The sequence below is a fragment of the Gordonia malaquae genome (assembly GCF_037148075.1).
In the GTDB taxonomy this organism is placed as follows: domain Bacteria; phylum Actinomycetota; class Actinomycetes; order Mycobacteriales; family Mycobacteriaceae; genus Gordonia; species Gordonia malaquae.
In genome coordinates this window covers 732,319-753,580 of record NZ_JBBCUB010000002.1, presented here as the reverse complement: position 1 = coordinate 753,580, position 21,262 = coordinate 732,319, and the positions used below count along the sequence as shown (strand labels likewise).

Here is a 21,262-nt window from a genome sequence, read left to right as displayed (position 1 = left end):
GGCGAGTCGACCATGAGAATCGATGTCGTCACCATCTTCCCCGAGTACCTCGAACCGCTGAAGGCCGCTCTGCTCGGCAAAGCCGTCGACGCGGGACTACTCGAGTTCGGTGTCCATGACCTCCGGCGATGGACGTACGACGTCCACCACAGCGTCGACGACGCGCCGTACGGCGGTGGGCCTGGCATGGTCATGAAACCGCAGGTCTGGGGCGAGGCGCTCGACGCCGTGTGCCCCGACGACGCACTTCTCGTGGTGCCGACACCAGCAGGTGTGCCGTTCACTCAAGCGACAGCGCACCGGTGGAGCGCAGAGAAGCATCTGGTGTTCGCGTGCGGCCGATACGAGGGCATCGACCAGCGGGTGTTCGACGACGCGGAACGCCGTGTCCGCGTCGAAGAGGTGTCGCTCGGCGACTTCGTCCTGATCGGCGGCGAGGTCGCCGTCCTCGCGATGGTCGAGGCGACCACTCGCCTGATGCCGGGAGTCCTCGGAAATCCGCAGTCGCATCAGGAGGACTCCTTCTCCGACGGGCTGCTCGAAGGGCCCAGCTACACCCGTCCCAAAGTGTGGCGTGACCTCGAGGTCCCGCCGGTTCTGCTGTCCGGTGATCACGGCAAGGTCGCCGCGTGGCGACGCGAGCAGTCGCTGGAGCGCACGAGACGTCGACGGCCAGATCTCCTTCCCGACGAAGGCTGACTCTCCCCATCGATCGGTGTGTCGCGGAACCGAACATCGGCGTGGTGCGTCTGACCTTATGTGGGAACTGTGTGGACCGACATCGCGACGACCCTCGCGCGCATCGACACGATGAGCTCCGCTTCGGCGGCCGCTGACGCCGCCGAACTCGCCAGGATCGTGTCGGCAGTCGAAAGCGTCGCGGTGGGTCTGCGTGCGGCCTTCGCGCCGGCGGCGGGCCTCCTGGGCGTAGCAACGGACGGCGCCTCCGACGCCGGGCAATCGCTGGCCGCACGGATCAGCACCTCGGCCGCCGAACTCGAACCTGCGGCTTCAGTCCTCTCCGATGTCTCTGGTGTGTTGGCGGCGAGCGAAGGGGTGCGAGGGAGGATCGCGGCGATGGCCCCGATCATGAGCATCCCGGGTCTGCGGGGATCTGTCGTCGGCGCCGTCAACTCGCTGATGGTCGGGACCTACAACGAGCCCATGACGGTGTCGCGGGGCATGGAGATCACGCCGGCGGGCGCGCCGGAGGCAGCCACAAGCGCCACTGCGACACTCGGAATGCCGAGTGTCGCCGCGGGTGATCAGCCGGTTGCGCTCCGGCCCGCCGGGCCCGATCCGTCGTACTCTCCCAGTCCTGTCGGCGTCGTGGCAGACGGGGGCGGTCCGCGCGGTGGTCCGGCGCCCGCGAGTTCGCCGCGAGAGGCGACCCCGAACGCGGCGCCGACACCGACTCGCGCTCCGGCCGTGCCACCGGGAACCGCGCCGCCTGATCCCGCCGTCACCCGTGGGGACCCTAGGGACGGTCCGGGGCCTGCGTCCCCAGCGGTCAGTGTCGCGCCCGGCGTCAAACCGACGCTGCGACCATCTGCAGTCACTCCGGGCACGTCTGTGCCGTTGAGAGTCTCGCTCCCCTCGACGCCGGCTGTTCCGGCGGGAACGGTCTCGTCGCCTGGTTCGCCAGTGACCCGGGTCGTTCCGCCCCTTGCGGCGACGCCTCCGACTCAGCCGGGACCGGCGGCAGGCAATCAGGCGCGTCCCGCCCCCGGCGGGGCGCAGCCGATGGGGCCGGGAGCGACTCGGTCGCGTGACGAGCAGACTCGGAGACCTGCGGACTATCTACGGTCGACGTCGGAGGGTGAACTCCTCTTGGGGGACCAGCGGTTGGTCACGCCTGCTGTCCTTGCACCGCCCATGCCGCCACCGGTCGACGACGAGCCCGATTCGACGGACGGGCCCTGATCGTCGTGACCGTGGGTCGATTTCGTTCAACGGTCGTCATCTGGCAGAATGTGTCAGGTTGCCTGTCGCCGCCGAGGATCTCTCGGATGCGCAGCGCACGAAGACCAATGATTCGGGCACGAACCGGTCGATCCTTTCGCACTCGCTGCGGAGCGGGCCACCAGGTTCCTCTGTCCTGCTGAACGAATGGACTCCACAATGAACACCCTCGACTTCCTCGACAAGCAGTCGCTGCGCGACGACATCCCCGAATTCGGCCCCGGCGACACCCTCGACGTTCACGTCAAGGTCATCGAGGGCTCGAAGGAGCGCATCCAGGTGTTCAAGGGCGCCGTGATCCGTCGTCAGGGCGGCGGCATCGGTGAGACCTTCACCGTCCGCAAGGTGTCGTTCGGCGTCGGTGTGGAGCGTACCTTCCCGGTTCACAGCCCGAACATCGCGAAGATCGACGTCCTCAGCCGTGGTGACGTCCGTCGCGCCAAGCTGTACTACCTCCGCGACCTGCGCGGCAAGAAGGCCAAGATCAAGGAGAAGCGCTGAAGTATCGCCTTCGGGCGACTTCTCGCACCGGCCCCGGCCGGTTCACCGCATACGCGGTGGATCGGGTCGGGGCCGTTCTGCATTAGGCTGTCGGGGTGGACGACGACAAGATGAACGGCGACGAGACCACTCCCGTTGACGCTGATGCTGCAGACGAACCGAAGTTCGTCATCAAAGACGAGTCGGAGGACGACGAGCCGAAGAAGTCGGGGAGGTTTCTCCGCGAGATCGCGATCATCGTCGCCATCGTTCTCGGTCTGATGTTCGTGTTCACCCAGTTCTTCTTCCGGCAGTACGTGGTGCCGTCGGAATCGATGGAGCCGACTCTGATGGGGTGCACGGGCTGCAGCAACGACCGGATCGTCGTCGACAAGATGGTGTACCGATTCAGCGACCCCGAGCCCGGTGACGTCGTCGTGTTCAAGGCGCCGACCAGCTCGTGGGACGGTACGTGGGTGTCGCCCCGGTCGTCCAACCCTGTCGTTCACAAGATCCAGGACGTCCTGTCGTGGTTCTCCCTCTCTCCGCCCGATGAGAACAACCTGGTCAAGCGTGTGATCGCGGTCGGCGGGCAGACTGTGCAGTGCACCAACGCGGACGGCAAGGGCGTGACCGTGAACGGCAAGCCGCTCGACGAGCCGTACATCGACAAGAGCATGCAGGTGAACACCAACACCGAGACCGACGGGGCCCTCGGCGGCGGAAGCTGCTACGGCTCGGATTTCGGCCCTGTCAAGGTGCCGGACGGCAACGTGTGGGTGATGGGCGACAACCGGTCCAACTCGGCGGATTCGCGTGCTCACGTAGATGACGAACTGCAGGGCACCATCCCGGTCTCGGACATCCGGGGCAAGGTGCGGTTCATCCTGTACCCGTTCTCGCGCTTCGGCGGAGTCGGCTCGGTGAACCCGCAGGGCTGATGTCTCGAACGGATCGTTGGCCGCCTCGTTCGCCGGTCCGCAAGGCCGCGTCGCTGCGCACCCTGGAGTTCACTCTGGCGCGCCACCGACTAGGACCCGTCGCCGGTGTCGACGAGGCCGGCCGCGGGGCCTGTGCGGGGCCGCTCGTCGTGGCCGCCTGTGTCCTCGGACCGACGCAACTCAAGTCCCTCGCCGATCTCGACGACTCCAAACGACTCAGCGAGTCCACGCGTGACCGACTCTTCGACGCCGTCCGACGTCACGCGGTGGCGAGCTGCGTCGTGATCGTCGACGCGCCCGAAGTCGACCGTATCGGCGTGCACGTCGCGAACATCGAAGGGATGCGGCGTGCGGTCGCCGGACTCGACGTGCGGCCTGGATACGTCCTCTCCGACGGATTCGGTGTGCCAGGGCTGCCGATGCCGTCCCTTCCGGTGATCGGCGGGGACGCGAACGCGGCATGCATCGCGGCGGCGTCGATCCTCGCCAAGGTCACTCGCGATCGGATCATGACGGACCTCGACGCGAGCGTGCCCGGCTACGATTTCGCGGTTCACAAGGGCTACAGCACCGCCCACCACATGTCGCGACTCGATGCCCTCGGCCCCTCTGCGGAGCACCGGCTCTCGTACCGGAACGTCCGCGATAGGCTTGCATGATGAGCACGGAGGACCTCGAGAAGTACGAAGCCGAGATGGAGCTGTCTCTGTACAAGGAGTACAAGGACATCGTCGGCCAGTTCACCTACGTGGTGGAGACCGAGCGTCGTTTCTACCTTGCGAACGGCGTTGATCTCATTCCGCGGAGCAACGACGGCGAAGTGTACTTCGAGATCCACATGACCGATGCCTGGGTGTGGGACATGTACCGCCCGGCGCGCTTCGTCAAGCAGGTCCGCGTCGTCACGTTCAAGGACGTGAACATCGAAGAACTCGAACGGTCGGAGCTTCGTCTTCCCGACGAGCCGTGATCTGAGCGTGCATCTGCGCAGGTGAATCTGTGGACACCGACCAGGCTGTCCACAAATCCTTCGCTTCGACCGAAACCCTCTGGTCGTTGTCGGCGGTCGGGGCCATTCTCTGCGCATGGGGGAGAACGCAGGGCGCCGGGACCGGCGTGGACAAATAGGTCGACTGGGCGAAGACGTGGCCGCCGAGTACATCAGCGGGCTCGGGTGGCAGGTGCTGGCTCGCAACTGGCGGACACGCTACGGCGAACTCGATCTCATCGCGGCGGACGGTCGCACGCTGATCATCGTCGAAGTCAAGACGAGGGCGAGTCGGACGTTCGTCGATCCGGTGGCCGCGGTGACACCACAGAAGCTCCGGACGATGCGGCTCGTCACTCGACAATGGTTGGCGGAGCAGTCCGAGTTCTGGCCGGTGATCCGGTTCGACATAGTCTCGATTCGATTGGACATCGGCGATCCCGAGGATCTGGAACGCGCGACGATCGCCCATCACCGGGGAATCGTCGAATGACCGGCGTCGCGACCGACCTCGGCCGAGTCCACTCGGTCGGGTTGAACGCGTTCGCGGCCGACGTGGTGGAGGTCCAGGCCAACATCAGCAGTGGACTTCCGGGCTTCTACATCAGCGGCAGCACCGACACGTCGCTGCGGGAGGCGAAGGAGCGCGTTCGGGCCGCCGTCAACAACAGTGATCTCAAGTTTCCGGAGAAGCGACTGACGGTCGCGCTCGCACCGGCCAACCTCCCGAAGTCAGGCGCCGGGTTCGATCTGGCAATGGCCGTCGCTGTGCTCGTCGCCACGGGACAGGCGCCGACGACGCTGCTGCCGGGCACGGTGATGATCGGCGAACTGGCGTTGGACGGGCGTCTGCGCTCGACGCGCGGCGTGTTGCCGTTGCTGCTCGGTGCGCGGGACGCCGGATTCACCAGGGCAGTCGTGCCGATCGACAACGTCGCCGAGGCGACTCTCGTCGAAGGAATCGAGATCGGCGGGGCGTATTCGCTGTCCGACGTGGTCGCCTGGATGGCCGGAAATCTCGTGCTCGACACCGTGGCGGACGGGCCCGGCCCGTCAGCGGCTCCTGCCGTCCCCGACATGACGGACGTCGTCGGCCAGCCGGCCGCTCGGCATGCGCTCGAGGTGGCGGCGGCAGGCGCTCATCACATCTTGATGACCGGGCCGCCCGGTATCGGGAAGACGATGCTCGCGTGCAGACTGCCGGGGATTCTTCCCGCGCTCGATCACGCGGAATCGTTGGAGGTCACCGCGATTCACTCGGTCGCAGGGATCCTGCCCGCGCATAGGCCGCTTGTCGTGGTGCCACCGTTCGTGGCGCCGCATCACAGTGCGAGCATCACGTCACTGCTCGGCGGCGGCACCGGGATGGCCCGGCCGGGTGCGGTGTCTCGGGCGCACCGGGGAGTGCTGTTTCTGGACGAGTGCGCGGAGATGGGCACCAAGGTGCTCGACTCGCTGCGGCAACCTTTGGAAGAGGGCATCGTGCGCGTCGCGCGGCGCGACGGGACGGCGGTCTACCCCGCGCGTTTCCAACTGATCCTCGCGGCCAACCCGTGTCCGTGTGCTCCCGTGAACGACGTCGACTGCGTGTGCACGTCCATCGTGCGCCGACGTTACCTGGGCAAACTGTCCGGTCCGCTGATGGATCGGATCGACATCCGGGTCCAGATGGAACCGCCGGGCAATACCGCGCTGATGACCGAGCAGGGAGAGTCGAGTGCACTGGTGAGTGCACGAGTGGCGACAGCCCGCGCTGCCGCCAGGGATCGGTGGCGCGATCACGGATGGCTCACCAACGCCGAAGTGCCGGGCAGCGCACTGCGGCGGGAGTACCGGTTGCCGCCTGACACGATGCGCCCGATCGAGGCGTTTCTGCGTGAGGGTCGGATCACCGCACGCGGTGCGGACCGCGCATTGCGGTTGGCGTGGACGCTAACCGATCTTCGTGGAGGGACGTCCCCGGAAGCGGACGACGTCGCTCAAGCACTCATGTACCGCGACCGGGGGAACGGGAGATGACCACACACGATGATTCCGAACGGCGCGCCTGGGCGTATCTCGCGAGTGTCGCCGAACCGCCGGCGGCGTCCGTCATCCGGCTGGTCGCAGCGATCGGACCGGTCGACGCGGCGGCCGCGATCCGAGCGCGCTCGGTCCCACCCGGGCACGCCGGCGTGATCGAGGTGACGGAGGCGCGACACATGATCACCACGGTCGACGACGACCTGGCAGTCTGCGACAAGATCGGGGCACGGTTGCTCACACCGGACGACGCCGAGTGGCCGGCGTGGTCGCTGTCTGCGCTCGATCGGGCGTCGACCGCTGCGCGCGGCGGTGCGCCGCTCGCCCTGTGGGTTCGTGGCCGAGCACCACTGGATGTGCTGGGCGACACGGCGGTGGCCCTGGTCGGATCCCGCGCCGCGACGTCGTACGGCGAATACGTCGCCGGGCAGTTCGCGTCCGGGCTGGCGGCCCAGGGGAGAGCGGTCGTGTCCGGTGGCGCGTACGGCATCGACGGAGCGGCACACCGAGGCTCACTCGCCGCAGGCGGCGTCACAGCAGCCGTTCTCGCTTGCGGGATCGACCGGACGTATCCGAGCGGACACGCTCGACTGTTGGAGGAGATCGGAGCGCGGGGCCTCGTCGTCTCGGAGTACCCGCCCGGAACCACCGCGGCCAAACATCGATTCCTGACACGGAATCGGCTGGTCGCCGCGCTGTCCGGCGCTACAGTCGTGGTGGAGGCGGGACGGCGTTCGGGTGCGACGAACACCGCGGCGTGGGCGACTCGGCTGGGTCGGCCACTCGGCGCGGTGCCCGGGTCGATCACCAGCGCGACGTCGGTCGGGACGCACGCCATGATCGCCGACGGCCAAGCGACGCTCGTGGCGGACGTCGACGCGGTCGCCACGCTGGTGACACCCGACGGTGAGGACCCTCGTGGGCCCGCCCCAACGCGGTCCACCGACGGACTGCCGCGAGATCAGTTCCGAGTGATCGACGCGATCCCCGCACACGACGGCGTCTCGATCGACGAGATCGCCTTCAGTTCAGGACTGCAGGTCGACGCGGTGCGTCGTGCGCTCGCCGGCCTGGACGTCGCTGGTCTGGTCGACGAGGACCGCGGCCTCTGGCGGCTGCGGAGGTGACCGGATCGCTTCTGTTCACTCGACGGTGAACTCGACCGACGCCGAGTCCGCCGGCGCACAGAGCGGTGCTCGGTCGGGGCGTGCAGCGCGCGGCGGAATCTCCAGGGCGGCGGTCACGCGGTAGTGGCCGCGCTCGGTGACCGGCCAGATCGTCGCCGTCATGCCGCCGGACGCCGCGACAGTGTGACTACGAATCGCAGCGGGGGAGCCTGTTCCACCGTCCACTTCGACATCGAGCGCCTGCGACTCCTCAGGGGCGAGGTCGCCGAGCGCCGCACGGACGGCGTCCACTGCGGGGACAATTGTCAGAATCGCTCGGGACGTGCTTGGCACGTCGACCCCGTCACGATGGACGGACACCACTCGCAGACTGCCGATCCCGTGTTTGGGGACCGCGCACGCCGCGTCGGAATTGTTGTGGACGGCCAAAGTCAACGTCGGAGCGGTCCCTGCCGGGTAGTTGTCGCGGGCCGACCGCAGCTCGACGGTGACTGCGCCTGGTGAGTCGTCAGCGGAGCATGCTCCGACGCCGACCGCCAGCAGTAGGACGGTCGCTGCTTGTAGACGTCGGCGCACGCCGGCTCAGCTCGCGGCCGGCATCATCGCGACGTAGTCGACGTTGTCGAGCCGGATCCGGACAGCGAGGTCGCCGGACCATTCCACCGCGATGTCGTGGCGCTCGAGCACGGTGCGGACCTCGGCCATGAGGTCCCGAACGATCCGTTCGTACTCGGCGTCCTTCTGGGCGTCGGAGAACGCGACCCACTGCTCCTCGGTGAAGTACGCGGGCAGGAACGCGCCGTAGCCGAGGTACGTCTGCCTGCTGTCGAAGATGCCGTCGGTGTCCTGCGAGTGATAGAAGACGTAGCCACGCCACTCGCTGGAGTCGTCGCGTTCGTCGAAGATCTCGGCGCTGCCACAGGTTCCACAGCACGTGAAGTCCTCGCGGGCGACGACGCCGATGGTCGCGAGTTCGGCGAAGGCCTCGGTGAGGCGGGATTTCGGGACGTCGCCCCACGACGCCTGCTGCTTGCGACGCTGGTCGATCACCGATTCGAAGAAGTCGGTGGCCGTCTCCTCCGATACGCCCGCGGTGTCCAACTCTTCTTCGAAGAGTTCGAGGTACCCCTCGACGTCGTCGGTGCCGCGGAGGACCAACTGCCAGGTCTGATCCGTGAGGTACTCACGGTCGTCGTCGGACAGCTTCCAGTCGGCTGGCACGGAGTACGTTGGCGGGGCACTGTAGAAGTCGACGCTCATAGACCTCGTTCTACACGAGGCGGCCGACGACCGTCGGCCGGCTGCCAGATCTGTTTGTTAGGCTGTCCTAAATTAGTTCTCATTGATATTCGGAGGTGCTTCATGGCGAAGCGACAGAACACGATGACGGTCCTGCGGTCGGAGGATCTGACCCCGCACATGCGCCGCGTGTGGCTCGGCGGCGACGGCTACGACGACTTCTTGGCCACCGGCGACACGGACATGTACGTCAAGATCATGTTCGCCGTCGATGGTCAGGACGACCCGGTGCTCCGCACGTACACCGTCCGTCACAACAACGAGCAGACGCGAGAGATCGCCATCGACTTCGTGGTTCACGGCGACGAGGGCATCGCAGGACCGTGGGCGGCGTCCGCGCAACCGGGGGAGACGGTCACGTTCCTCGGTCCTGGCAGCGGATATGCACCGGACGCCGAAGCGCCGTGGCACCTGCTGGTGTCCGACGAGGCCGGGCTGCCCGCGCTCGCCGCGGCACTCGAAGCGCTCCCGTCCGACGCTGTGGCGAAGGTGTTCATCGAGGTGGCTGGGCCGGGAGACGAGATGGAGCTCATTGCGCCCGCAGGTGCCGACATCACCTGGGTGCACCGCGGTTCGGGGTCGAACGAGGCGCCGGAAGAGCTTGCAGGCGACAACGCCCCGATCATCGCCGCGGTCAAGGCTGCCGAGTGGCTCGACGGCGAGCCTCAGGTGTTCATTCACGGCGAAGCTCAGGCCGTGATGAAGAACCTGCGCCCGTACGTCCGGAAAGAGCGAGGCGTCAGCGCAAAGCGTGCGGCCTCGATCTCCGGCTACTGGCGACGCGGTCGCACCGAGGAGGGCTTCCGCCAGTGGAAGGCTGAGCAGCGTCAGGCCGAAGCGTCTAACTGATCACATTTCGGAACACGTTGTCTTGAAATGGTGCTAGCTTCAATATCGAGTCACATTGTCTCGATATTGGAGTTGGCATGATTACCTCACAATCCCGCGGAGCCGTCGTCGCGACGGCGTCCGCACTGCTCGTCACCATGGCGGGCACCACCGTCCCCACCCCGCTCTACTCGATCTACGCCGGTCGGCTGGGTTTCACCGGTCTCACGGTGACGCTCTTGTTCGCGGTCTACGCGATTGGCGTCGTGGCCGCTCTCACCGCGTTCGGGCGGCTGTCCGACGAAATCGGTCGCAAACCGGTGCTGTTGGCCGCGCTCGCGTGCGCCGGTGTCAGTGCAGTTCTGTTTCTTCTCCCGCAGTCGTTGCCGATGCTGTTCGCGGCGCGAATCGTCTCCGGACTCAGCGCCGGCCTGATGAGCGGCGCCGCCACCGCGGCGATCGTCGATCTCTTCCCGGCGGAACGTCGAGCCGTCGGAGGTGCGCTCGCCGTCGGAGTGAACACGGGTGGCCTCGCAGCGGGCACCCTGATTGCCGGAATTGCAGCCGACCTCTCGTCGGCGCCGCTGGTTGTTCCGTTCGCCGTTCACCTCGGCTTCTCGATCCTCGCGTTCTGCGCTGTCTGGCGATTCGCGCCGGCACCCGTCGACGCAGGTCCATTGCGCATCCGGCCCCGAAAACTGCGCGTCCCGTCGTCGATCCGCGGTGCGTTCGTCCGTGCGGTGCTTGCAGGTGGATCTGCCTTCGCCGTCGCAGGCGTCCTGACCGCAGTCTCGGCGCTCTTCCTCGCCCAGCACATCGGACTGTCGAGCCATGCACTCGCCGGGTTCGTCGTCTGCCTCGTCTTCGCAGGCATGGCCGTGGGGCAGATCGCCGCGCGCAGGTTCGCTCCGCGGCCGGCGATGGCAGTCGGATGTGGGGGACTGGCCGTCGGTGCGGCGATTCTCGGCATCGCGTTGGGCGCCGTCTCGCTCACCGCACTGATCCTCGCGGCAGTCGTGTCCGGAGTCTCCGGCGGACTGTGCGTCAACGCGGGCCTCGCCACCACAGTCGAAGCAGTTGAACCCGCTCGTCGCGGTGAGGTCTCGTCCTCATACTTCGCCGGCCTCTACCTGATGCTCGCCGTCCCCGCGATCGGTGTCGGTGCGCTGTCGGCCGGCGTTGGACTCCAGACGTCCGGACTCGTGTTCGCTTGTGTCGTCGCACTCGTCTCGGCCGTCGTCGGGCTCGTCGAAGCGGTGAGCGTCAAGCGGTCATCGCCGGTGTTCGAGGCCGTCGGCTGACCTGAGTGCTGCTGCTACGGTGGCGATCATGACCAGAACCGCCGGGCGCCCTCGAAGTGAAGAGGCGCGCCTGGCGGTTCTGCACGCCGCCGACGATCTTCTCGTCGAGGGCGGCTACGCGAAGCTGACCATGAAAGGCATCGCGGAGCGTGCAGGCGTCGGCCGCCAGACGATCTATCGATGGTGGCAGTCGAAGGCGGAGATCCTCCTGGAGGCGAGCCGCTCGGACGCCGAGCGTGAACTCCGGACAGAGCCTCAGGCGACACCGCATGACGACGTCGTCGTGTTCTTGACCGCGCTCGTCACGTTTCTCACCACATCGGACGCCGGCCTCGCGTATCGAGCGCTCTTGGGCGAGGCTCAGCACGACGAGGCCGTCGCCGAACTGCTTCGCTCCGTCGACGTTCTCGGTGACGCGGCGGCGGCGGTGCTGACCAGGCTGCGCGACCGTGGAGAGTTCCACCGCACGGTCGACGGCCAGGTGACCGCCGAGCTCGTCGGGCCAGTGGTGTACCGAGTACTCGCTCACGACTGGCGCGGCGACGCCGACACGATAGCGGCGTCGGCGTCCGCATTCCTGCGATACTGAGAACCATGGCCGATGTCCTCGGGAAGTTCGCAGATCATCTGCGCTACGAGATGGCGCGCAGCGAGCACACGATTCGCGCGTACGTCGGCGACATCCGTGGCCTGATCACCTTCGCGGGCGCCCGCGGAGTGGAAGTGGCCGACCTCGACCTGCCGTTGCTGCGCGCCTGGCTCGCCGAACACACCCGACGAGGCGCGGCCCGGTCGAGCATCGCCCGGCAGGTGTCGTCGGCGAAGACCTTCTGCGCCTGGGCCGTCCGCGAAGGTGTGCTCGCGTCGAATCCGGCCCAACGACTCCAGGCGCCCAAGGCGCATCGGACCCTCCCGCACGTCCTCGCGCCCGAGGAGGCGGCTGCGGCCGTCGGCGTCGATCCCGATCCGACCGACCCGGTCGCGCTGCGCGATCGGCTGATCGTGGAGCTTCTCTACTCGAGCGGTATCCGCGTCGGAGAGCTCTGCGGACTCGACCTCGCCGACGTAGACGCCGACCGCAGGGTGCTCCGCGTGATCGGCAAGGGCGACAAACAGCGCACCGTGCCGTACGGCGCGCCCGCGGAGAAGGCCCTCCGTGCGTGGCTGAGGACTGGACGTCCGGCGCTGGCGACGACGGCGTCGAACAACGCACTGCTGCTCGGCGTGAAGGGCGGACGGCTGGACCAGCGGATGGCGCGCAGTGTTGTCCACAAGGCGACGGACGACGGCGACGGCGGCTCGATCGGACCGCACGGACTCCGCCACAGTGCCGCCACCCACTTGTTGGAGGGGGGAGCGGACCTCCGCGTGGTCCAGGAACTGCTCGGGCACTCGTCGCTCGCGACCACTCAGCTGTACACCCACGTCAGCGTCGAGAGGCTACGCGCGGTGCACGATCAGGCGCATCCGCGGGCGTGAGCGGTTTCAGCCGCACACGGAGCACGCCCAGCAGTCCGAGGGGATTCAGATAGTCGGCGTCGTGGCCGACGCCGCGCCGAGCACCCCAATGCAGGCACGCCGGCGCGGAACAGTCGGGATGGCCCGCGAGAAGAACACCGATCACCTCTCCGCGACCCACGGGGTCGCCCCGCCGCACCCGCGGTGTGACGGGCTCATAGGTGGTGGTGACGCCGTCGGCGTGCAGGATCGAGATCACCGGCCTGCCTCCGACCGAGCCCGCGAACTGGACTGTTCCGGCCCGCGCCGCCAGCACCGCCGAATCCGCCGGTGAGGCGAGGTCCACTCCGCGGTGGCCGGACTCCCAGTGCTGTTCGGGTGGGTCGAACCCCCGAGTCACCGGCGGGCGCGGCGCCAACGGCCAGTCGTACTGCGACTGCCCGCGGGAGCCGACCGGCCCGGCCACTGTCGCGCCGGCCACGACAGCGGCGGTCAGACCGGCAACGACTCGGCGTCCTCTCATACAAGGTCAGACGCGACGCGCCGGAGGCAAGTTCCACAACGCGCCGCAGTGAGCGTTGATAGGCCGGGATTTGCCTGGTCGAAGCGGATCAGAGTAGTCTGGCCGACGCACTCGGGTATGCCCGGGTGACTTCGCGCGCCCGCGTGACGTCTCCGCAAGGGGAATGAAGAAGTGCCGCAGAGCGCGGTCCCGGACTACAGAGAAGTCCGGGTGCTCTGACGGCGGCGGGCGCCAGGGTCGGACCCAAAACGTGGGCCCGACGTCAAACTGCGAGAGAGGACCCATTCATGGCTGTCGTGACCATGAAGCAGCTGCTTGACAGCGGTGCACACTTCGGACATCAGACCCGTCGCTGGAACCCGAAGATGAAGCGTTTCATCTTCACCGACCGCAACGGCATCTACATCATCGACCTGCAGCAGACGCTGTCGTTCATCGACCGCGCCTACGAGTTCGTCAAGGAGACCGTCGCCCACGGCGGCACCATCCTCTTCGTCGGCACCAAGAAGCAGGCGCAGGAGTCGATCGCCGCAGAGGCGACGCGCGTCGGAATGCCGTACGTGAACCAGCGCTGGCTCGGTGGCATGCTCACCAACTTCCAGACCGTGCACAAGCGCCTTCAGCGTATGAAGGAGCTCGAGGCCATGGAGCAGACCGGTGGCTTCGAGGGTCGCACCAAGAAGGAAATCCTCATGCTCACGCGTGAGAAGAACAAGCTCGCTCGTACCCTCGGCGGCATCCGCGACATGGCCAAGGTTCCCTCGGCCATGTGGGTCGTCGACACCAACAAGGAGCACATCGCCGTCGGTGAGGCTCGCAAGCTGAACATCCCGGTCATCGCGATCCTGGACACCAACTGCGATCCCGACGTCGTCGATTACCCGATCCCGGCCAACGACGATGCGATCCGCAGCGCTGCTCTCCTCACGCGCGTCATCGCTTCGGCCGTGGCCGAGGGTGTGCAGGCACGTGCAGGCCAGGGCGCGGCAGACGCCAAGCCCGAGGCAGGCGCAGAGCCGCTCGCCGAGTGGGAGCAGGATCTGCTCGCCGAGGCGACCGCACCGGCTGAGGCCGCTGCGCCCGCGGAGGCTTCGGCCGACGCTGCCGCCGCTCCGGCTGCAGAATAAGTCTGTGGCGCAGTGACCCCGCCACGGACATGAGTCCGAGGCGGGGCCACTCGCCTCACACCGACACAAAACTTTACGAAAGGGGCTCGCCTCAATGGCGAACTACACCGCTGCGGACGTGAAGCGTCTGCGCGAACTGACCGGTTCGGGCATGCTCGACTGCAAGAACGCTCTTGCCAACAACGACGGTGACTTCGACAAGGCTGTCGAAGAGCTCCGCATCAAGGGAGCCAAGGACGTCGGCAAGCGCGCTGAGCGCTCGACGGCCGAGGGCCTGGTCGCCGCTCGTGACGGCGTCATGATCGAGATCAACAGCGAGACCGACTTCGTCGCCAAGAACGACGAGTTCCAGAAGCTGGCCGACGACGTCCTCGGGGCCGCTGCAGAACTGCGCACCAACGACGTCGACGCGCTGCTCGCCGCACCGCTCGGTTCGGGCACCGTCGCTGAAGCAGTCGAGGCTCTCTCGGCCAAGATCGGCGAGAAGCTGGTCCTCCGCCGTGTCGCCGCATACGACGGCCAGGTTGCCGTTTACCTGCACAAGCGTGCGTCGGACCTGCCGCCGAGCGTCGGCGTCCTCGTCCAGTTCACCGGTGAGGGCGACGCCGCAGCCGAAGCTGCCCGTGGCGCCGCCATGCAGGTTGCCGCGCTGAAGGCCAAGTACGCCAGCCGCGACGAGGTTCCCGCGGAGATCGTCGCGCAGGAGCGCCACGTCGCCGAGGAGACCGCCAAGGCCGAAGGCAAGCCGGAGCAGGCGCTGCCGAAGATCGTCGAAGGCCGCGTCAACGGTTACTACAAGGACGTCGTCCTCGTGGACCAGGCATCGGTCACCGACTCGAAGAAGACGGTCAAGGCTGTCCTCGACGAGGCGGGCGCTGCTGTCGTGGCGTTCTCGCGCTTCGAGGTCGGCCAGTCCTGAGACTGACCCTCGTCTGACGATCCGGCCCCGGATCCGCTGAATCTCAGCGGGCCCGGGGCCGGGTTCTTGCGTGCCCTAAGATAGAGAAGATTGTGTCCACTTCTTCAGCGAAGGAAAAGATGAGCGACGCCGGTGTCAACGAAGACGGACGCGAGGGTTTCAGCCGGGTGCTGCTGAAGCTGGGTGGCGAGATGTTCGGCGGCGGCGGCGGAGTGGGCCTCGATCCCGACGTGGTCGCCATGATCGCCGACCAGATCGCCGAGGTCGTCGAATCGGGTGTCCAGGTGGGCATCGTGATCGGTGGCGGCAACTTCTTCCGCGGTGCGGAACTGCAGCAGCGTGGCCTGGACCGGTCCAGGTCGGATTACATGGGCATGCTCGGCACCGTGATGAACTGCCTTGCACTGCAGGACTTCCTGGAGAAGCGCGGCGTCACCACCCGTGTCCAGACGGCCATCACGATGGGGCAGGTCGCTGAGCCGTACCTGCCGTTGCGTGCAGTCCGCCACCTGGAGAAGGGTCGCGTTGTGATCTTCGGTGCGGGCATGGGCATGCCGTACTTCTCCACCGACACGACGGCCGCGCAGCGCGCACTCGAGATCAAGGCCGAAGCGGTCCTGATGGCGAAGGCGGTGGACGGCGTCTACTCGGATGATCCTCGCACCAATCCCGACGCGACGATGTACGACCACATCACCCATCGTGAGGCCATCGAGAAAGAACTCAAGGTGGCCGACGCGACCGCTTTCAGCCTCTGCATGGACAACAACATGCCGATTCTCGTGTTCAACCTGCTCGAACGAGGCAATATCGCACGTGCGGTCGCGGGCGAGAAGATCGGCACGCTGGTCAGCAGCTAGCCGACCACAGACCACCACTGTCGCAAGACTCGACGAAGGAACGATTCGACAATGATCGACGAAGCTCTGCTCGACGCCGAAGAGAAGATGGAGAAGGCCGTCGCCCACGTGCGTGACGACATGGCCTCCATCCGCACCGGCCGCGCCAACCCCGCGATGTTCAACAAGGTCGCCATCGAGTACTACGGGGCCCGCACACCGATCACACAGGTGGCCAGCATCAACACGCCGGAGCCCCGGCTCGTCGTCATCAAGCCGTACGAGGCGTCGACGATGAACGACATCGAGACCGCGATCCGCAACTCGGATCTCGGCGTGAACCCGACCAACGACGGCAACGTCATCCGCGTCGCGATCCCGCAGCTCACCGAGGAACGCCGCAAGGATCTCGTGAAGCAGGCTCGCAACAAGGGTGAGGACGCCAAGGTAGCCATCCGCAACGTGCGCCGTAAGGCCGCGGACGAGCTCAAGCGCATCCAGAAGGACGGCGAAGCCGGCGAGGACGAAGTGGTCCGTGCCGAGAAGGAGCTCGACAAGACGACGCACACGTACACCGATTCGGTCGACGTCCTCGTCAAGAACAAGGAAGCCGAGCTGCTCGAAGTATGACAACACCGACGACGTCCAAGGCCGGACGCAACCTGCCAGCCGCAATCGGAGTCGGCGTCGGTCTCGGCGCGATGCTGATCGCGGTCCTGGCGCTCGTCCCGCTGGCCTTCTACGGCGTCGTCGGCGTCGCCTTGGCGATCGCCACCTGGGAGGTGGGCAAACGCCTCCGAGACGGCGGCTATGACATCGCCCTGATCCCGCTGCTCGTCGGCGGGCAGGGCGTGATCTGGGCGACGTGGCCGTGGGGCATCGAGGGCGCCTTCGTCGCCTTTGTCATCACCGTGTTGGTGATGATGGTCTGGAAGCTCTTCGCCCAAGGGCTCACGGCCGCACCGCAGAACTATCTGCGCGACCTGTCGCTGTCGGTGCTCGTCCTCGCCTGGCTGCCGATGCTCGCGACGTTCGCGACGGCGATGATCCAGCAGGATCACGGCGCGAACCGGGTGTTCACACTGATCATCGTCGTGGTCTGCTCTGATGTCGGCGGTTACGCCGCCGGAGTGCTTCTCGGCAAGCATCCGATGGCGCCCGCGATCAGCCCGAAGAAGTCGTGGGAGGGACTCGGCGGTTCGATGGTGTTCGCCACCGCAGGTGCAGTCTGCTGCGCACTGTGGCTGCTCGACACGCACTGGTGGGTCGGCCTCGCACTCGGTCCGTTGATGGTGATCGTCGCGACCACCGGTGACCTCGTCGAATCCCAGGTCAAGCGAGACCTCGGCATCAAGGACATGGGCACCCTGCTGCCCGGTCACGGCGGCATCATGGATCGACTCGATTCACTTCTGCCCTCCGCGTTCGTTACGTGGGCGGTGCTCACACTGCTGATGTAGCGTCAGAATCAGGACGTGTCTCGTAACTCGCCCTAGCCGTAGCAGACCTGACGATCGGGGATTGGCAAGTGGCACAGGCGGAACCGTCAACAAACACGGACGCGGGTCCGGCCAAGGTCAGTCTTCCGACTCTGACGGCGATGGTCGTCGGATCCATGATCGGGTCCGGCGTCTTCCTGCTCCCGCGTCGTTTCGGCACCGAGACCGGGGTGCTGGGCGCGATCATCGCGTGGACGATCGCCGGCGGCGGAATGTTGATGCTGGCGCTGGTCTTCCAACGGCTGGCGACGCGAAAGCCTGAGCTGGACGCCGGCGTCTACGCCTATGCGAAGGACGGGTTCGGCGACTACATCGGTTTCAACTCGGCGTTCGGTTTCTGGGCGTCGGCGTGCGCGGGCAATACGTCGTACTGGGTGCTGATCATGGCGACCACCAGTGCGTTGTTCCCAGAATTGGGTGACGGCGCGACGGTGCTGTCGGTAGGACTCTCGTCGGTCGGGGTGTGGCTCTTCTTCCTGCTGATCAGCCGAGGAGTCCAGCAGGCGGCGATCATCAACCGGATCGCGACTGTGGCCAAGGTAGTGCCGCTGATCGTCTTCATCATCCTCGCGATCGTGATGTTCGACGCGGGCTACTTCGCCGACAACTTCTTGGGCGGCAACGGCATCGAGGTCGGGAGCCTGTGGGATCAGGTGACCGGCACGATGCTGATCACCGTGTTCGTCTTCATGGGCATCGAGGGCGCGAGCATGTACTCGCGCTATGCACGTCGGCGGGAGGACGTCGGGCGCGCCACAGTGCTCGGTTTCGTCGGCGTCCTCGGTGTCTTCGCTCTTGTCACGCTGGTGTCGTACGGCTCGATGAGCCAGGGCGACCTCGCCGCCGTCGATCAGCCGTCCGTGGCTTCGGTGCTCGCCCACCTCGTCGGCGACTGGGGATCGGTGTTCATCCGGATCGGCGTCATCGTGTCGGTCCTCGGCGCCTACCTCGCGTGGACGCTGATGGCGGCGGAGATCCTCTACATCCCGGCGCAGGCCGACGACATGCCTGCCTTCTTGAAGCGGACCAACTCGAAGGGCGCGCCGATCGCCGCGCTGATGATGGCGACCGGCTTCGTTCAGCTGCTCCTGATCTGGCTCCTGTTCGTCGATGACGCGCTCGACTTCATGCTCGACCTGACGGCGGCTCTTGCACTCGTGCCATACCTGCTCGTCGCGCTCTACGGTCTGCGTCTGGTGGTCAGGAGGGAGACCTATTCCGACGGGCGCGATCGGACAAAGGATCTGGTCATCGCGTCACTCGCAGTCGTGTACACCGGGTTTCTCGTGGTCGCGGCCGGACTCGACAAACTCCTCCTCGCCTTCAGCCTGTACGCGATCGGCACGATCCTGTTCGTGATCGCCAGGCGGGAGCGAGGTCTGACAGTGTTCCGACCCTTCGAGGCCACATTGTTCGGCGCGATCGTGGTCGGCGGCGTCGTGGGTGTGGTGCTGCTCGCGACCGGCGTCGAAGAGATCGACCATCATCCAGAACCAGACCGCTACTCGGTCGTCCACGAATCCGACTGAACGAGAGGCTTCCCACATGAATGACAGTCCGTCCAGCGCGTACGGTGTGCACTCCGAGGTCGGGACACTGCGCAAGGTACTGGTCTGCGCGCCGGGGCTCGCGCACGAACGCCTCACACCGACGAACTCCGACGATCTGCTGTTCGACGACGTCCTCTGGGTGCAGAACGCGAAGCGCGACCACTTCGACTTCATGACGAAGATGCGTGACCGTGGAGTCGACGTGGTGGAACTGCACAACGTTCTTGCCGAGACCGTCGCAGATCCGGCCGCGCGTGCGTGGCTGCTCGACCGGAAGATCGTTCCGAACGAAGTCGGTGTCGGACTCGTCGCCGAGACCCGGTCGTACCTGGACGGACTCGACGCGCGCGAACTCACTGAGAAGTTGATCGGCGGCATGTCGACGCGGGATCTCCCTGCCGAGCTGCGGACGGGTTACCTGTCTCTGGCCCGTGAGTCCGGCGGCGTCAACGAGTACTTGATGCCGCCGCTGCCGAACACGCTGTACACCCGCGACACCACGTGCTGGATCTACGGCGGTGTCACGTTGAACCCTCTGTACTGGCCTGCGCGTCACGACGAGACGTTGCTGATGAAGGCCGTGTACGAGTTCCACCCCGACTTCGTCGGTTCGCCTGTCCGCTGGGGCGATCCGGAGAAGCACTGGGGCGGCGCGACAATCGAGGGAGGTGACGTCCTCGTGCCGGGCGACGGTGTGGTGCTGATCGGCATGAGCGAACGGACCTCTCGACAGGCGATTACTCAGGTGGCGCAACAGTTGTTCGCGGCCGGGGACGTGACGAAGGTGATCGTCGCCGGTATGCCGAAATTGAGGTCGGCGATGCATCTGGACACGGTGTTCACGTTCGCCGACCGCGATCTGGTCACCGTCTACCCGAAGATCGTCGACGCGATCGTCCCCTTCACGATCGTGCCGGCGGACAACGAGGTCGGTCTCGACGTGATCGAGGAGTCCGAGCACTTCGTCGACGTGGTCCGCAAGGCCGTGGGTCTCGACGTTCTTCGAGTGGTCGAGGCGGGAGGCAGTGAGTACGCGTCCGAGCGGCAGCAGTGGGACAGCGGGAACAACCTCGTCGCCGTCGAACCGGGAGTCGTGTTCGCGTACGACCGCAACACCTACACGAACGCCCTCCTGCGGAAGGAGGGCATCGAGGTGATCACTATCGTCGGCGCCGAACTGGGCCGCGGGCGTGGGGGCGGACATTGCATGACTTGCCCGATCATCCGTGACCCGCTTCCCGCGTAGGCAGACGGCAGCTCCGATCGTGAGAGAATGGACGGCATGACGTCTCTGCCGCTCGTGTTCGACGCGCCCAAGCGTGGGCTTCCGCCCACGCACTTCGCCGATCTCGACGAGGCCGGACGCATCGCAGCGGTCGCCGAGCTCGGGCTGCCGAAGTTCCGCGCGAATCAGCTGGCCAAGCAGTATTACGGCCGGCTGACGGGCGACGTCACGGAGATGACGGACCTGCCCGCAGACAAGCGTGACGCGGTCGGCGAAGCCCTCTTCCCGACGCTGATGACGCCTGTCCGACACGTGGCGTGCGACGACGAGTCGACCCGAAAGACCCTGTGGCGACTGCACGACGGCACGCTTCTGGAATCGGTCCTGATGCGCTATAGCGACCGCACCACGCTGTGCATCTCCTCACAGGCCGGCTGCGGTATGGCCTGCCCGTTCTGTGCCACAGGTCAGGGTGGTCTGGACCGGAACCTGTCGACGGCGGAGATCGTCGACCAGGTCCGTGCCGCGGCACGGGCCACCCGCGACGGCGACCTCGGGGACCCGGGGCGACTGTCGAACATCGTCTTCATGGGCATGGGCGAGCCGCTCGCCAACTACAAGCGTGTTGTCGACGCGGTCCGCAAGATCACGTCGCCCTCGCCGGAGGGCTTCGGCATCTCCCAGCGCCACGTCACCGTCTCGACTGTCGGCCTGGCACCCGCGATCCGCCGCCTGGCGGACGAGGGGCTGTCGGTGACTCTCGCAGTCTCACTGCACACGCCGGACGACGAGCTCCGCGACACGCTCGTCCCGGTGAACAACCGCTGGTCGGTTGCCGAAGTGCTGTCGGCGGCGCGCTACTACGCCGACAAGACGGGCCGCCGTGTGTCGATCGAATACGCGTTGATCCGCGACGTGAACGATCAGCCGTGGCGCGCGGACATGCTGGGGGAGAAGCTGCGTCGCACGCTCGGCTCCCTGGCGCACGTCAACCTGATCCCGCTCAATCCGACTCCGGGGTCGGAGTGGGACGCGAGTCCGCGGCACGTCCAGGACGAGTTCGTCCGTCGGGTTCGCGAACAGGGGATCTCCTGCACCGTCCGCGACACCCGCGGCCAGGAGATCGCCGCCGCCTGCGGCCAGCTCGCCGCCGACGAACGCTGACAGCAGACCG

Annotated in this window: 24 protein-coding genes; 21 read left to right on the top strand and 3 right to left on the bottom strand. The window is 66.6% G+C overall.

The features are described from left to right. Positions 1-12: 12 nt before the first annotated feature. The 9 genes from trmD to dprA all read left to right on the top strand — a co-directional run bounded on the left by trmD (position 13) and on the right by dprA (position 7,520). The gene (trmD, locus tag WFK36_RS10635) at positions 13-699 is read left to right on the top strand and encodes a tRNA (guanosine(37)-N1)-methyltransferase TrmD (protein ID WP_336791604.1); all 687 of its coding nucleotides are present in this window, start codon (positions 13-15) and stop codon (positions 697-699) included. 69 nt (positions 700-768) lie between these two features. Beyond that, positions 769-1,923, top strand: a complete 1,155-nt coding sequence (locus WFK36_RS10630; protein WP_336791603.1) for a hypothetical protein — start codon at positions 769-771, stop codon at positions 1,921-1,923. Between the two features lie 198 nt (positions 1,924-2,121). Next, complete coding sequence (rplS, locus tag WFK36_RS10625) at positions 2,122-2,463, top strand: 50S ribosomal protein L19 (protein ID WP_008378400.1); 342 nt, start codon at positions 2,122-2,124, stop codon at positions 2,461-2,463. 95 nt (positions 2,464-2,558) lie between these two features. After that, positions 2,559-3,383 carry a signal peptidase I gene (gene lepB, locus WFK36_RS10620; protein WP_336791602.1) on the top strand — a complete coding sequence of 275 codons (825 nt, stop codon included), beginning with the start codon at positions 2,559-2,561 and terminating at the stop codon, positions 3,381-3,383. Further along, positions 3,383-4,042, top strand: a complete 660-nt coding sequence (locus WFK36_RS10615; protein ID WP_336791601.1) for a ribonuclease HII — start codon at positions 3,383-3,385, stop codon at positions 4,040-4,042. Before lepB ends, WFK36_RS10615 begins: the two co-directional genes overlap by 1 nt. Next, positions 4,042-4,353, top strand: coding sequence for a DUF2469 domain-containing protein (locus WFK36_RS10610; RefSeq protein ID WP_040519813.1), 312 nt, complete (start codon positions 4,042-4,044; stop codon positions 4,351-4,353). Before WFK36_RS10615 ends, WFK36_RS10610 begins: the two co-directional genes overlap by 1 nt. A gap of 115 nt (positions 4,354-4,468) precedes the next feature. Then, positions 4,469-4,864 (top strand): YraN family protein, encoded by a 396-nt coding sequence (locus WFK36_RS10605; RefSeq protein ID WP_008378405.1) that lies wholly within the window; start codon positions 4,469-4,471, stop codon positions 4,862-4,864. Further along, on the top strand, positions 4,861-6,390 hold the full coding sequence (locus WFK36_RS10600; protein ID WP_336791600.1) for a YifB family Mg chelatase-like AAA ATPase: 1,530 nt from the start codon (positions 4,861-4,863) through the stop codon (positions 6,388-6,390). Before WFK36_RS10605 ends, WFK36_RS10600 begins: the two co-directional genes overlap by 4 nt. After that, the gene (gene dprA / locus WFK36_RS10595; RefSeq protein WP_336791599.1) at positions 6,387-7,520 is read left to right on the top strand and encodes a DNA-processing protein DprA; all 1,134 of its coding nucleotides are present in this window, start codon (positions 6,387-6,389) and stop codon (positions 7,518-7,520) included. Before WFK36_RS10600 ends, dprA begins: the two co-directional genes overlap by 4 nt. Before the next feature lie 15 nt (positions 7,521-7,535). Here dprA and WFK36_RS10590 read toward each other — a convergent pair whose 3' ends face one another. Together WFK36_RS10590 and WFK36_RS10585 are read right to left on the bottom strand one after the other, a co-directional pair. Then, positions 7,536-8,096 (bottom strand): hypothetical protein, encoded by a 561-nt coding sequence (locus WFK36_RS10590; protein WP_336791598.1) that lies wholly within the window; start codon positions 8,094-8,096, stop codon positions 7,536-7,538. A gap of 6 nt (positions 8,097-8,102) precedes the next feature. After that, on the bottom strand, positions 8,103-8,780 hold the full coding sequence (locus WFK36_RS10585; RefSeq protein WP_336791597.1) for a DUF6891 domain-containing protein: 678 nt from the start codon (positions 8,778-8,780) through the stop codon (positions 8,103-8,105). A gap of 102 nt (positions 8,781-8,882) precedes the next feature. Between WFK36_RS10585 and WFK36_RS10580 the strand changes: the two genes are divergently transcribed. From WFK36_RS10580 to WFK36_RS10565, 4 genes are all read left to right on the top strand, one after another. Continuing rightward, positions 8,883-9,668 (top strand): siderophore-interacting protein, encoded by a 786-nt coding sequence (locus tag WFK36_RS10580; RefSeq protein WP_008378415.1) that lies wholly within the window; start codon positions 8,883-8,885, stop codon positions 9,666-9,668. A 77-nt stretch (positions 9,669-9,745) separates the two neighbouring features. Beyond that, the gene (locus WFK36_RS10575; RefSeq protein WP_336791596.1) at positions 9,746-10,948 is read left to right on the top strand and encodes an MFS transporter; all 1,203 of its coding nucleotides are present in this window, start codon (positions 9,746-9,748) and stop codon (positions 10,946-10,948) included. Between the two features lie 28 nt (positions 10,949-10,976). After that, complete coding sequence (locus WFK36_RS10570; RefSeq protein WP_336791595.1) at positions 10,977-11,537, top strand: TetR/AcrR family transcriptional regulator; 561 nt, start codon at positions 10,977-10,979, stop codon at positions 11,535-11,537. A 5-nt stretch (positions 11,538-11,542) separates the two neighbouring features. Continuing rightward, on the top strand, positions 11,543-12,427 hold the full coding sequence (locus WFK36_RS10565; RefSeq protein ID WP_336791594.1) for a tyrosine recombinase XerC: 885 nt from the start codon (positions 11,543-11,545) through the stop codon (positions 12,425-12,427). On the opposite strand, the gene WFK36_RS10560 is transcribed toward WFK36_RS10565, so the two are convergent. Then, entirely contained in the window at positions 12,375-12,929 is a 555-nt protein-coding gene (locus WFK36_RS10560) for a M23 family metallopeptidase (RefSeq protein ID WP_336791593.1), read from the bottom strand. The two genes, WFK36_RS10565 and WFK36_RS10560, sit on opposite strands and share 53 nt — an antisense overlap. Before the next feature lie 287 nt (positions 12,930-13,216). Here WFK36_RS10560 and rpsB point away from each other — a divergent pair, with 287 nt between their 5' ends. The 8 genes from rpsB to rlmN all read left to right on the top strand — a co-directional run bounded on the left by rpsB (position 13,217) and on the right by rlmN (position 21,252). After that, positions 13,217-14,056, top strand: a complete 840-nt coding sequence (gene rpsB, locus WFK36_RS10555) for a 30S ribosomal protein S2 (RefSeq protein ID WP_008378425.1) — start codon at positions 13,217-13,219, stop codon at positions 14,054-14,056. A 94-nt stretch (positions 14,057-14,150) separates the two neighbouring features. Next, positions 14,151-14,975: a translation elongation factor Ts gene (tsf, locus tag WFK36_RS10550; RefSeq protein WP_008378427.1), complete on the top strand. Its 825-nt coding sequence runs from the start codon at positions 14,151-14,153 to the stop codon at positions 14,973-14,975. Between the two features lie 119 nt (positions 14,976-15,094). Further along, entirely contained in the window at positions 15,095-15,835 is a 741-nt protein-coding gene (gene pyrH / locus WFK36_RS10545; RefSeq protein ID WP_008378428.1) for a UMP kinase, read from the top strand. A 51-nt stretch (positions 15,836-15,886) separates the two neighbouring features. Then, the gene (gene frr, locus WFK36_RS10540; protein WP_008378429.1) at positions 15,887-16,444 is read left to right on the top strand and encodes a ribosome recycling factor; all 558 of its coding nucleotides are present in this window, start codon (positions 15,887-15,889) and stop codon (positions 16,442-16,444) included. Further along, on the top strand, positions 16,441-17,274 hold the full coding sequence (locus tag WFK36_RS10535; RefSeq protein ID WP_336791592.1) for a phosphatidate cytidylyltransferase: 834 nt from the start codon (positions 16,441-16,443) through the stop codon (positions 17,272-17,274). The genes frr and WFK36_RS10535 overlap by 4 nt, the downstream gene beginning before the upstream one ends. 68 nt (positions 17,275-17,342) lie before the next feature. Continuing rightward, positions 17,343-18,842, top strand: a complete 1,500-nt coding sequence (locus WFK36_RS10530) for a basic amino acid/polyamine antiporter (protein ID WP_336791591.1) — start codon at positions 17,343-17,345, stop codon at positions 18,840-18,842. A 16-nt stretch (positions 18,843-18,858) separates the two neighbouring features. Then, positions 18,859-20,109, top strand: coding sequence for an arginine deiminase (locus WFK36_RS10525; RefSeq protein ID WP_336791590.1), 1,251 nt, complete (start codon positions 18,859-18,861; stop codon positions 20,107-20,109). A 36-nt stretch (positions 20,110-20,145) separates the two neighbouring features. Beyond that, positions 20,146-21,252, top strand: coding sequence for a dual-specificity RNA methyltransferase RlmN (gene rlmN / locus WFK36_RS10520; RefSeq protein ID WP_336791589.1), 1,107 nt, complete (start codon positions 20,146-20,148; stop codon positions 21,250-21,252). Positions 21,253-21,262: the final 10 nt, after the last annotated feature.

Bases quoted from the DNA above. Each gene is read 5' to 3' on its own strand.
- trmD (WP_336791604.1), top strand. From the start codon at position 13: ATGAGAATCGATGTCGTCACCATCTTCCCCGAGTACCTCGAACCGCTG.
- rplS (WP_008378400.1), top strand. From the start codon at position 2,122: ATGAACACCCTCGACTTCCTCGACAAGCAGTCGCTGCGCGACGACATC.
- WFK36_RS10615 (WP_336791601.1), top strand. From the start codon at position 3,383: ATGTCTCGAACGGATCGTTGGCCGCCTCGTTCGCCGGTCCGCAAGGCC.
- WFK36_RS10610 (WP_040519813.1), top strand. From the start codon at position 4,042: ATGAGCACGGAGGACCTCGAGAAGTACGAAGCCGAGATGGAGCTGTCT.
- WFK36_RS10605 (WP_008378405.1), top strand. From the start codon at position 4,469: ATGGGGGAGAACGCAGGGCGCCGGGACCGGCGTGGACAAATAGGTCGA.
- WFK36_RS10600 (WP_336791600.1), top strand. From the start codon at position 4,861: ATGACCGGCGTCGCGACCGACCTCGGCCGAGTCCACTCGGTCGGGTTG.
- dprA (WP_336791599.1), top strand. From the start codon at position 6,387: ATGACCACACACGATGATTCCGAACGGCGCGCCTGGGCGTATCTCGCG.
- WFK36_RS10585 (WP_336791597.1), bottom strand. From the start codon at position 8,780: ATGAGCGTCGACTTCTACAGTGCCCCGCCAACGTACTCCGTGCCAGCC.
- WFK36_RS10580 (WP_008378415.1), top strand. From the start codon at position 8,883: ATGGCGAAGCGACAGAACACGATGACGGTCCTGCGGTCGGAGGATCTG.
- WFK36_RS10575 (WP_336791596.1), top strand. From the start codon at position 9,746: ATGATTACCTCACAATCCCGCGGAGCCGTCGTCGCGACGGCGTCCGCA.
- WFK36_RS10570 (WP_336791595.1), top strand. From the start codon at position 10,977: ATGACCAGAACCGCCGGGCGCCCTCGAAGTGAAGAGGCGCGCCTGGCG.
- WFK36_RS10565 (WP_336791594.1), top strand. From the start codon at position 11,543: ATGGCCGATGTCCTCGGGAAGTTCGCAGATCATCTGCGCTACGAGATG.
- WFK36_RS10560 (WP_336791593.1), bottom strand. From the start codon at position 12,929: ATGAGAGGACGCCGAGTCGTTGCCGGTCTGACCGCCGCTGTCGTGGCC.
- rpsB (WP_008378425.1), top strand. From the start codon at position 13,217: ATGGCTGTCGTGACCATGAAGCAGCTGCTTGACAGCGGTGCACACTTC.
- tsf (WP_008378427.1), top strand. From the start codon at position 14,151: ATGGCGAACTACACCGCTGCGGACGTGAAGCGTCTGCGCGAACTGACC.
- pyrH (WP_008378428.1), top strand. From the start codon at position 15,095: ATGAGCGACGCCGGTGTCAACGAAGACGGACGCGAGGGTTTCAGCCGG.
- frr (WP_008378429.1), top strand. From the start codon at position 15,887: ATGATCGACGAAGCTCTGCTCGACGCCGAAGAGAAGATGGAGAAGGCC.
- WFK36_RS10535 (WP_336791592.1), top strand. From the start codon at position 16,441: ATGACAACACCGACGACGTCCAAGGCCGGACGCAACCTGCCAGCCGCA.
- WFK36_RS10525 (WP_336791590.1), top strand. From the start codon at position 18,859: ATGAATGACAGTCCGTCCAGCGCGTACGGTGTGCACTCCGAGGTCGGG.
- rlmN (WP_336791589.1), top strand. From the start codon at position 20,146: ATGACGTCTCTGCCGCTCGTGTTCGACGCGCCCAAGCGTGGGCTTCCG.